Origin of the sequence: Parafrankia sp. Ea1.12 (assembly GCF_900465275.1) — a bacterium.
GTDB classification, from domain to species: domain Bacteria; phylum Actinomycetota; class Actinomycetes; order Frankiales; family Frankiaceae; genus Parafrankia; species Parafrankia soli.
Genome location: NZ_UBIZ01000465.1, coordinates 19,438 through 27,484 on the forward strand (window position 1 = coordinate 19,438; position 8,047 = coordinate 27,484).

Annotated in this window: 8 protein-coding genes and 1 tRNA gene; 5 read left to right on the forward strand and 4 right to left on the reverse strand. The window is 73.2% G+C overall.

What is annotated here, in order from left to right:
• Positions 1-3: 3 nt before the first annotated feature.
• Positions 4-693, reverse strand: a complete 690-nt coding sequence (locus tag FMEAI12_RS27895) for a TetR/AcrR family transcriptional regulator (protein ID WP_112108413.1) — start codon at positions 691-693, stop codon at positions 4-6.
• Between the two features lie 222 nt (positions 694-915).
• Here FMEAI12_RS27895 and FMEAI12_RS27900 point away from each other — a divergent pair, with 222 nt between their 5' ends.
• The 4 genes from FMEAI12_RS27900 (at position 916) to FMEAI12_RS27915 (ending at position 5,068) form a co-directional block, all read left to right on the forward strand.
• On the forward strand, positions 916-1,344 hold the full coding sequence (locus tag FMEAI12_RS27900) for an organic hydroperoxide resistance protein (protein ID WP_012157459.1): 429 nt from the start codon (positions 916-918) through the stop codon (positions 1,342-1,344).
• Positions 1,345-1,597: 253 nt separating this feature from the next.
• Positions 1,598-2,974, forward strand: a complete 1,377-nt coding sequence (locus tag FMEAI12_RS27905; RefSeq protein WP_112108414.1) for a glycosyltransferase family 4 protein — start codon at positions 1,598-1,600, stop codon at positions 2,972-2,974.
• Positions 2,968-3,837 (forward strand): class I SAM-dependent methyltransferase, encoded by an 870-nt coding sequence (locus FMEAI12_RS27910; RefSeq protein WP_112108415.1) that lies wholly within the window; start codon positions 2,968-2,970, stop codon positions 3,835-3,837. Before FMEAI12_RS27905 ends, FMEAI12_RS27910 begins: the two co-directional genes overlap by 7 nt.
• Positions 3,824-5,068 (forward strand): hypothetical protein, encoded by a 1,245-nt coding sequence (locus FMEAI12_RS27915; RefSeq protein WP_112108416.1) that lies wholly within the window; start codon positions 3,824-3,826, stop codon positions 5,066-5,068. The genes FMEAI12_RS27910 and FMEAI12_RS27915 overlap by 14 nt, the downstream gene beginning before the upstream one ends.
• Here FMEAI12_RS27915 and FMEAI12_RS27920 read toward each other — a convergent pair.
• The 3 genes from FMEAI12_RS27920 to FMEAI12_RS27930 form a co-directional block, all read right to left on the reverse strand.
• Positions 5,027-5,644, reverse strand: a complete 618-nt coding sequence (locus FMEAI12_RS27920) for a class I SAM-dependent methyltransferase (RefSeq protein WP_071065024.1) — start codon at positions 5,642-5,644, stop codon at positions 5,027-5,029. The two genes, FMEAI12_RS27915 and FMEAI12_RS27920, sit on opposite strands and share 42 nt — an antisense overlap.
• An 812-nt stretch (positions 5,645-6,456) precedes the next feature.
• Positions 6,457-6,530 (reverse strand) — tRNA-Ile (locus FMEAI12_RS27925).
• A 72-nt stretch (positions 6,531-6,602) separates the two neighbouring features.
• Positions 6,603-7,373, reverse strand: a complete 771-nt coding sequence (locus tag FMEAI12_RS27930; RefSeq protein WP_235014662.1) for a DUF3566 domain-containing protein — start codon at positions 7,371-7,373, stop codon at positions 6,603-6,605.
• Positions 7,374-7,572: 199 nt separating this feature from the next.
• Here FMEAI12_RS27930 and FMEAI12_RS36345 point away from each other — a divergent pair, with 199 nt between their 5' ends.
• Positions 7,573-7,839 (forward strand): hypothetical protein, encoded by a 267-nt coding sequence (locus FMEAI12_RS36345; protein ID WP_071065023.1) that lies wholly within the window; start codon positions 7,573-7,575, stop codon positions 7,837-7,839.
• Positions 7,840-8,047 lie beyond the last annotated feature (208 nt).

Sequence of the window (8,047 nt, forward strand, 5' to 3'; positions counted from 1 at the left end):
GCGCTACGCGGGGCCGAAGGCCTGCCCGGCGCCCCTCGCCGCGGCGAGGGAGAACTCGACAAGCCGGCGGTGGTAGGCCGTGACCGCACCGGGCGGCTGCTCGCCCGGCTCGTCGCCCGGGCCGCCCGAGCCGGCGCGCGGCCGCCCGAACGCCTGGCGCCCGAAGGCCTGACGGGTCAGCAGGGCGCCGAGGAACGCGGCGGCGGCCAGGTCGGTGTCGAGGTCGGAGCGGATCTCTCCGCGCCGCCGCGCGTCGTGGAACGCGTCCTGCACGGCGGCCGCGCAGCGGTCGACCGACTCCCGCCGGAACGCCTCGTACAGCCCGGGGTACCGGGGCAGCTCGGCCAGGCATCGGGCGAGGATCGACATCCGCGGCTCGGTGAAGACGGCGTCCACCAGAGGTGCCAGTCGTAGGAGATCCTCGCGCAGGGATCCGGTGCGCGGCGGCACGAGGCCGGCGGCCAGCGTGCCCAGTGCGGCGAGGACGAGATCGTCCCTGGTCGCCCACCGGGCGTAGATGCCCCGCTTCGCCACGCCCGCGCGGGCGGCGACGCTGTTGACGCTGAACCCGCCGACGCCGCGACCAGCCAGTTCGTCGACGGCGGCCCGCAGCACACGGTCGTCGATCGTCGCGTCGCGAGGACGGCCCCGACGTGGCCGCACACACTCCGCGGCCGGGTCATCGGGGGGCATCTGTCAAGAGTAAGGGCCGCCCGTTGGGCACCGTGCTCACGGAGAGCGGAGCTACCCGGCGGTGTGGGTCACAGCATGCCGGCGAATATTCGAGCCGTGACACCGGTTGTGACCGGCGGGTGTGCCTGCGCCCTCAGTCACCCCACGAAATCTCGGGGTACCTCGCGAACGGACCGCACGACCAGACCGCACGTCCAGACCAGCCGACGAACAGAGGAACCGATGGCCGCACCGCTCTACACCGCCACGTCCACCGCCTGGGGCGGCCGCGATGGCCGCGTGGTGTCCAACGACAACCGCATCGACCTGCAGCTGTCCATGCCGAAGGGACTGGGCGGGGACGACGGGCCCGGCACGAACCCCGAGCAGCTCTTCGCCACGGGCTACGCCGCCTGCTTCCACGGCGCGCTGAAGGCCGTCGCCCGGGAACGCAAGATCGACGTGACCGACTCGGCGGTCACCGTGTCGGTCAGCATCAGCCGCACCGACGAGGGCCTCGACCTGTCCACCCGCATCGAGGCGCAGATCCCGGGCGTCGACCCGGCGACCGGCCGTGAGCTGCTCGACCTCGCGCACGCCAAGTGCCCGTACTCGCGGGCCACCCGGGGCAACATCGCCGCGGAGGTGACGCTGGTCGACGGCGACAGCTGAGCGGGCGGCACCCGCCGCAGGGAGCCCGCCACAGGGAGCCCGCCGAAAAGAGCCCGGGGACGGGTCAGCCAACGGACGGACAAGAGGTGGGACAGGCGGTTCGAGCCCTTAGCACCGATTACGAGCCGTCATGGGCTTTGTTGTGGAGCAAGGGCAAGTGTCCCGATTCCGTGAAGATCGCTGCCCAATGTCCTAGTGTGCCAAGCAACGGCGCTGTCCTCGGGCTCGCGGGACCCGCAGGAGGCCGCGAGCGATGGAGGGCGCACCGTTGCGGATAGCGTTGCTGTCGTACCGAAGTCTGCCTACTTGTGGTGGCCAGGGGGTGTACGTACGGCAGCTCTCGCGTGAACTGGTGACTTTGGGTCATCAGGTTCAGGTGGTGAGCGGGCCGCCGTACCCGGACCTCGACCCGGGAGTCGGACTCACCAGGCTTCCGAGCCTCGATCTCTACCGCGACGGGGACCCCTTCCGTTGGCCGGGGTTCCGCGAGTTCCGCTCGCTGGCCGACGTCGTCGAGTTCGGCATGATGCGCACCGGGCAGTTCTCGGAGCCGCTGGCGTTCTCGATCCGGGCCTTCGAGGCGCTCCGGCCGCGGCGTGGCCAGGGCCGGCCCGACTTCGACATCGTGCACGACAACCAGGGGCTGGGCTACGGCCTGCTGCCGCTGCGCCGGGCGTTGCGGCCCTACGGCATCCCGGTCGTGTCGACGATCCACCACCCGATCACCGTCGACCGGCGCCTGCACCTCGCCGCCACGACCGGTCGCCGTGCCGCGCTGGGCGTGCGCCGCTGGTACTCGTTCCTGCCCATGCAGGCACGGGTGGCCCGTGGTCTCGACGGCGTGGTGGTTCCCTCCGAGAGCTCCCGGCACGAGATCGTCGCCGACATGAACGTCCCCATCGAGAACCTGCACACCGTCCCGCTCGGCGTGGAGGCCGACGTGTTCACCCCGCGGCCGGCACCGCCGTCCGACGCCGGGAACGGCACCGTCGCCCCGGTACAGGGGCGGATCATCGTGGTGACCAGCGCGGACGTCCCACTCAAGGGGCTGATGGTGCTGCTGGAGGCGCTGGCGAAGCTGCGGGCCGAGCGCTCGGCGCACCTGGTGTGCATCGGGAAGGTCCGCGAGGGCGGGGCCGCGCAGCGCCAGGTCGGCGAGCTCGGGCTCACCGAGGCGGTGACGTTCCGGTCGAACGTCCCGCAGGCGGAGATGGTGGACCTGCTGCGGTCCGCCGAGGTCGCCGTCGTCCCGTCCCTCTACGAGGGCTTCAGCCTGCCCCTGGTCGAGGAGATGGCGTGCGGGCTGCCGCTGGTCGCGACCACCGCGGGCGCCCTGCCCGAGGTGGCCGGGCCGAACGGCGAGGCCGCGCTGCTGGTGCCGCCCGGCGACGCCGGCGCGCTCGCGGGCGCGATCGCCACGCTGCTCGACGACCCCGAACTGCGCGCGCGGATGGGCGCCGCCGGCCGCCGCCGCGTGGAGGAACGGTTCTCCTGGCAGGCCGCCGCCGCCGGCACCGCGGCCTGGTACGAACGGCAGATCGCGGCCGTGCGGGCGGCCGTCCCGGGCAGTGGGCCACCGCCCGTCGCCGCCTCGACCGGCGCGGCGGCACCGGTCGAGCCGGCATGCTGACCGTCGACTTCACCCGGTTCCCCGTCCCGCGCGACACCCGGGTTCTCGACCTGGGCTGCGGCGCGGGGCGGCACTCCTTCGAGGCGTTCCGCCGGGGCGCACACGTGATCGCCCTCGACTACTCGGCCGACGAGGTCACCGGCGTCGGCGCGATGCTCGCCGCCATGTCCGCCGAGGGCCAGGTTCCCGCCGGCGCCCGTGCGGCGCCCGTGCGCGGCGACGCGCTGGCGCTGCCGTTCGCGGACGACACCTTCGACCGGGTCATCGCGGCCGAGGTCCTGGAGCACCTGCCCGAGGACACCGGCGCGATGGCCGAGCTGGCCCGCGTGCTGCGCCCCGGCGGGTTCGCGGCGGTCACCGTGCCCGCCCGCCTCCCGGAACGGGTCTGCTGGGCGCTGTCGGACGACTACCACAACGTCGAGGGCGGCCACATCCGCATCTACCGGCGCGACCAGCTGATCGAGAAGCTGCGCGCCAACGGCCTCGAGCTGGTCGGCCAGCACCGCGCGCACTCCCTGCACGCCCCCTACTGGTGGCTGCGCTGCCTGGTCGGCGTGCACGACGACGACCACCCCGCCACGAAGCTGTACCACCGCCTCCTGGTCTGGGACATGATGCGCCGCCCGGCGCTCACCCGGACGGCCGAACGCCTGCTGGACCCGGTGCTCGGCAAGAGCATCGTGCTCTACCTGCGCAAGCCGCGCCCCAGGCCGGAGCCGCCGGCGCGCTCACCGACGCAGGCAGGGGCGACGACGGACGCGCAGGCGGTTGCGGCAGCGGACGCGGCGGCGCAGGCGGGTACGGACGCGCTGGCCGCACGGGCCGGCGGCAGGACACCGGAGGTCGAGCGTGCGGCCAGGTGAGTCGGCGACGGGTGCTCCCCTCCTCTCCCCCGAGGCGCTGCGCGCCACCGCGGACGCGATAGCCGCGGCCCAGGAGCCCGACGGGGCGATCCCGTGGTTCGCGGGCGGCCACACCGACCCGTGGGACCACCTGGAATGCGCGATGGCGCTGCTGGTCACCGGCCGGGTCGACGCCGCCGACGCCGCGTGGGACTGGCTGCACCGCCGCCAGCGCCCGGACGGCTCCTGGGCCACCAGCCACGTCGGCGGAGCAGTCAAGGAGGACTTCGCCGACAGCAACCAGTGCGCCTACGTGGCGACGGCCCTGTGGCACCGCTGGCTCGTCACCGGCGACCGCGCTTTCGTGACCCGCATGTGGCCGGTCGCCCGGGCTGCCCTGGACTTCGTCGTGGACATGCAGGCCCCCGGCGGCCAGATCTGGTGGGCCCGCACCCCGACTGGCGAGGACTACCCCGAGGCACTCGTCACCGGATGCTCGTCCACCCTGCACAGCCTGCGGTGCGGCCTCGGCCTCGCCGCGCTGGTCGGCGAGGCGCGGCCGGAATGGGAGGTCGCCGCCGGCGCGCTGTGGCACGCGCTGCGCCGCCATCCCGAGTACTTCATGCCGCGGGACCGCTGGTCGATGGACTGGTACTACCCGGTGATCGGCGGCGCGCTGCGCGGCGCGGAGGGGCGGGCCCGGCTGCGCTCCCGGTGGGACGAGTTCGTCGTGCCCGGTCTCGGCATCCGCTGCGTGGACGACGAACCATGGGTCACCGGCGCCGAGACCTGCGAACTCGCCATCGCGCTGCACCTGGTGGGCGAGACCGAGGCGGCGGCCGGCCTCGTCCGGGAGATGCAGCACCTGCGGGCCCCCGGCGGGGCCTACTGGACCGGCTGGCAGTTCGCCGACGGATGCCACTGGCCGGAGGAGCAGTCGACCTGGACGGCGGCCGCCGTCGTACTGGCCGTCGACACCCTGGCCGGTGGCCCCACCGAACGCACCTTCCGCGGGGACGATCTGCCCGAGGGCCTGCACGTCGTGCACCGCGACGACCTGCCCGAGCCACGCGACCCGTCGACGCCCCGCACCGGACGAGGCACGGCCGGTGAACGGGCGCCGCGCGGCGAGCGGCGGGCCGGCGACCTCGCCACCCCCGGTCGGGGCGGCGAGGCGCTCACCGGTCCGTGGCGCGCGTGCGGGTGTGACTCAGAAGAGCCGGCGGAGGACCCGCAGCGATCCCGTGCGTGACATCTCGCTGAAGCCGTCCCGAACGGCGCGAAGCAGGACGTGGTACGGCGCCTGACCGCCGTCAGCGGGGTCGGGGAACACGTCATGGATCACCAGCCGGCCACCGGGACGCACGTGGCGGGCCCAGGCCTCGTAGTCGGCCTGCGCCTGCTTCTCGGTGTGCCCACCATCAAGGAACAGCAGGTCGATGGGGGTGGACCACCACCGCCCGACGATCTCGGACCGCCCTACCACCACGGTGACGACGTCCTCGACCCCGGCGGCCTCCAGGGTCGTGCGCAGCGTGGGCAGCGTGTCCAGCCGGCCGGTGCGGGGGTCGACGAGCGTGGTGTCGTGGTACTCCCAGCCTGACTGGTTCTCCTCCGATCCCCGATGATGATCGACCGTGACGACCGCGGCGCCGACGAGCCGGGCGGCGGCAGCAAGGTAGAGAGTGGATTTCCCGCAGTAGGTGCCGATCTCGCAGATCAGTCCGCCACCAGGCAGTTCGGCCGCGGCCGCGTGCAGCGCCAGTCCTTCCTCGGGTGGCATGAAGCCCTTGGCGGCCTCGGCCGCCTGCCGCAACGCCACGTCCACGTTGTCTCCTCGTCCCAGTGTCAGAGGATCCGAGAGGCGGATCCGGGGTACGCGACCGGCGGGATGGACCCGCCCGGCGCCCCGCCCCGCCGCCGATGCCGCTCGCCCGTCTTACCAGATCAGGCAAACCGGACGCATCGGATGTATGGACTCACGACCGTGCCTCGGCGCACCCACATGGCTACGGGATGGGGTCGGACCACTGGCCCGATCAGGCTTTACCTCCCGAGGTTCCGCCGGCACGGCCCGGCATGGGTCGGTTGTCCGACACGTCGCTCGATCACATCCTGCCCGGATGCCACCCGGAACGCACGCAATGAACAGGGATATCCACAGCATCATCCACAGGTTTATCCACAGCCCTGTGCACAGAGCGCAGCACCCTGGCAAGCACGACACCCCTGAAGCACACGGCCGGCCACGGGAACATGGCAATTCCGGAGCGCCCGGCGGAGCTCCGGGGAGGGACAGCGAGACGCCCGAACCCGGGGACGCCGGGGCACCGGGGCACCGGGGCACCGGGGCACCGGGGCACACCAGGACACGGAAGCCTCGGGCCACCGGGCCACAGGAGCCCTCGGGACCCCGCCTCACAGCGTCCTGGGCGCCTCCCGGGCCTCACGGACCCCCGGACACTCCCCGGATCCCGGATCCCGCCGGCATGGTCGTCGCCGATGTGAGCGTCATCGCGGAGCGTCCTGGACGAGTTGGACCCCTATATGGAAAGCCCCGCGCACGAATCCGTGGGCGGGGCTGAGAGAATCAAATCTTGATCAGATGAAGATGCAGGCCGAACGCCTGGTGCCTATGGGTGGACCTAGGTGGACTTGAACCACCGGCCTCTTCCTTATCAGGGAAGCGCTCTAACCGACTGAGCTATAGGTCCTGGCTTCTGATGAGAGTACAGGATGGCGACGGCTCCGTGACGGCCGCCGCCCCCTGAATTCCGGCGGATCGGCTACTGGTCGCTCAAGGTGACCTCGAGCCCGCCGATCATGTCCGCGCAGAGGTTGTAGAGCAGTGCGCCCAGGGTCGCCAGCGCCGTCATCAGGACGACGTTGATCGCCCCGACCAGCAGGGTGATCTGCATCGCCCGCCCGAAGGACAGCCAGCCTGAGACGTTGGCGTTCGTGCCGTCGGTCAGGGTGTCAGCGGCCTTGGTGACGCTGTCGAAGACCCCGATCGAGTTCAGCACGAACCACAGCACCGCCACGGCGACAATCATGATCAGGAAGACGCACAACGAGAACGCGAACGAGAGCCTGGTCACCGAGAGCGGTTCCACCCTGGAGACCCGCAGGCGGGCGCGCCGGCCACCGGCGGGGCCCCGGCGTGGGCCCTGGCCGGCGGTGTCCCGCCCCGGCTCACGGCCGCCCGGCTGCTGCTGACCCCGCGGGGGACCACCCTGTGGTCCAGGAGCACCGCCGGGCCGGCCGTGGTCGGCGTCGTCGACCCGGTCGAACGGCTCGGTGGACAGACCGTTCGGGCCCACACCTCCGGACGTCGGCAGCGGCCCTGGCGGCGTCCCAGGGCGGTCGTAGGGGGCTGTGCGGCCCGCCGGCGGCGCCTGCCGGGTCGACGGAGTGGCTGCCCGCACCGGTTCAGGGGTGGGGCGGCGCTCGGCGGGCATGCGGTCGGTGACCGCGCCGCGATCCGGGGAGGTCTTCACGTCCGCGCCGACGCGGTCCGCCGGGGGCTTCGAGCCCCGCTTGGGCAGGTTCGGTCGCACCAGCGAGATCGTGTCGCTGTCCCGGGGTGGGTCGACCGGTGTGCCGGGGCGTGCCGCCGGGCTTCTGACGGTGGTCTGCGCATCGGGCTTTCTCGTCGTCTCGGCTCTGGATGTATCCGGGCGAGCGGCGTCCGGTCGGGCGGCGTCCGCTCGCGTGCCCGTTCGGGATGCCCCCTTGCCAGCCGCCGGGGCAGCGTCCTTGGAGGTGCCCGCGCCGGCCCCGCGGGTCGCCTCGGTCGGCTTCCTGCCGTCGCCCGCCGGCCTGGCCGCGTCCGCGTCGCGGGCGGGCTGCCGGCCGGCTGGCGGCCGTGATGTCTCGTCGGGGTCGGAGTCACCGCCGCGCGGCGCGGGGGCCGCGCGGTCCGTCCCGCCGCCGGTGCCGGCCGAGGACGAGCCCGGAACGGTCGCCGAGGCGCTCAGCAGCTTGGGCTCTGCCGTCCCGCCGACGCCGAGGCGTGTCGTCTGACTGGTCTGGCCACCCGCACCGTCCCGGTCGGACGGGTCGTTCTCGTCCCGCCCGGGACGCTGGAAGAACGGGCTCGCCGCCCCGCCCGCGCCCGCACCGCTTGCGCCCGTGCCACGCGCGGGCGACGCCGATCCGGAGGTGCCGGGCGACGCCGATCCGGGGGCACCCTTTCCGGGCGATGCCGATCCGGAGGAGGGCCGGGACGGAC